Source organism: Candidatus Thioglobus sp. (assembly GCF_029243085.1).
GTDB lineage: Bacteria > Pseudomonadota > Gammaproteobacteria > PS1 > Pseudothioglobaceae > Thioglobus_A.
Map to the genome: position 1 here is coordinate 1 of NZ_JAQWSS010000016.1, position 1626 is coordinate 1626.

General features: G+C 34.7%; 1 protein-coding gene. It reads right to left on the bottom strand.

The features are described from left to right. Positions 1-144 precede the first annotated feature (144 nt). Positions 145-1509 (bottom strand): DUF1800 family protein, encoded by a 1365-nt coding sequence (locus P8M52_RS01075; protein WP_300306078.1) that lies wholly within the window; start codon positions 1507-1509, stop codon positions 145-147. Between the last annotated feature and the right edge of the window lie 117 nt (positions 1510-1626).

Consider the following 1626-nt stretch of genomic DNA (forward strand, 5'->3'; position numbering starts at 1 on the left):
CAACCCATCGTTACCACCCTTCAATTCAATCAAAATCAAATACTTTCGCTTAGGGCTGTGTTCAAGAGAAAACGCCTTGGTAGTGCCTAATAGTGGAACAGCTGACAATAGCTTTAAAAAATCTCTACGTTGCATACCACACCCCTATTTAAAATTAAAACGATGATCTAACAAGACAGACTTTATTCTTTTATGAAGACGCTTATTTGGATTGTTTTCAATAGAGCTGCCAATAGCAAAATATTGGTATTTTTCACTCTCAGCCCTGTTGACTGCTTTTTCTAAAGCACTCGGATTTTGACCTGCTTTTTTGTAAAAACTAACCACTTTCTTAATATATTTTCCTAATAGAGCTTGTCTGGCAATAATCAAATCTGAATTTATCCATCTTCTACCACCTAGCCAGCCATTAACATCAGGCGGTTCAAATAATTTTTGTCCAGATTGTTGCATTTTAGCCGGCAAACTTAATAAATCTGAGGATGGAAAATCAATGATAATTTTAGAGCTAGAAATTAAATCAAAGGGTGATTTGATCATATTATTACGATTGTTTTCACTCCAAAATTCGGTTGAGCTTAATATTTCTGAAACTAAAGTCTTGATGTCGTAATCTGATTCGTAAAACAATCTAGACAATTGCTTTAATTTATCGACACTTGGATCTTGAGATACAAACTCCTTCCATAGTTTCAATGCAATAAATTTTGATGTGTTTGGATGATCTAAGATCAACTCTATGGCTTTATCCATGCCAATAGTTCCTGTATGGCCAAATAGCGTGATAAATGAGTTATCTTTTCTCCTGTAATTAACTTTGGTTTTTTTCGTATTGTAATCGTCATAAATGCCGCTTAATGCTTTAGCTAGATTCTTAATATCTTGTTCAGAATAATGATCACCCTCACCCATGGTGTAGAGTTCAAGCAACTCTCTGGCTAAATTTTCATTAGGTTTTTTGGCAGTATTTTTAGTGTTATCCAAAAATTGATGAATGGTTGGGTTATGCATTACATCTTTAAGCATTGTTTTAAAACTGCCTAAGGCATTTTTTCTAAATATTTGACTTTGCTCAACCATATATGGCACAAGAACCTTCCCTGGCTGGGCAGCAAAGTGGCCATGCCAAAACACCACCATTTTTTCTTGGAGCGCATTATCTGAGCTTAAGATCTCTCTATGCCACCATTCGATCATCTTTTTTCTGTCTGATTTCTTAAGTGACCTTTTTATCTTGCGCCTGTCTTTAAAAGGAATGCTTTTATTCTTCGTTTTGAGATATAAGTCATCATCAAATTCTAGCAAGGTGGTTACAGGTGCAGTATATGCACCAGAGTCCAGCATTAACGCCACAGCCTCATCCCTGGAATAATCAGAGTAATCATTCAATATAAACTCAGAATTAGAGAACCCAGTTCTTGACCACAAATGCCTTGCATCTTCGATAACTAAAGCGTGCGTGAAAGTAGGAATAAAAAAAATAAATATGTATGATATAAATATTTTCATATGAATAATTCTACTTTAAAACAGGATTATTATATATTTAATAAAAAAATATTTTAAGATGGTAGTCACGGTCAGATTTGAACTGACGACTTCCAGCATGTCATGCTGGCACTCTAA

What these genes read in the sequence shown, in the direction of transcription:
- P8M52_RS01075 (WP_300306078.1), bottom strand. Translation starts at nt 1,509, where the DNA reads ATGAAAATATTTATATCATACATATTTATTTTTTTTATTCCTACTTTC.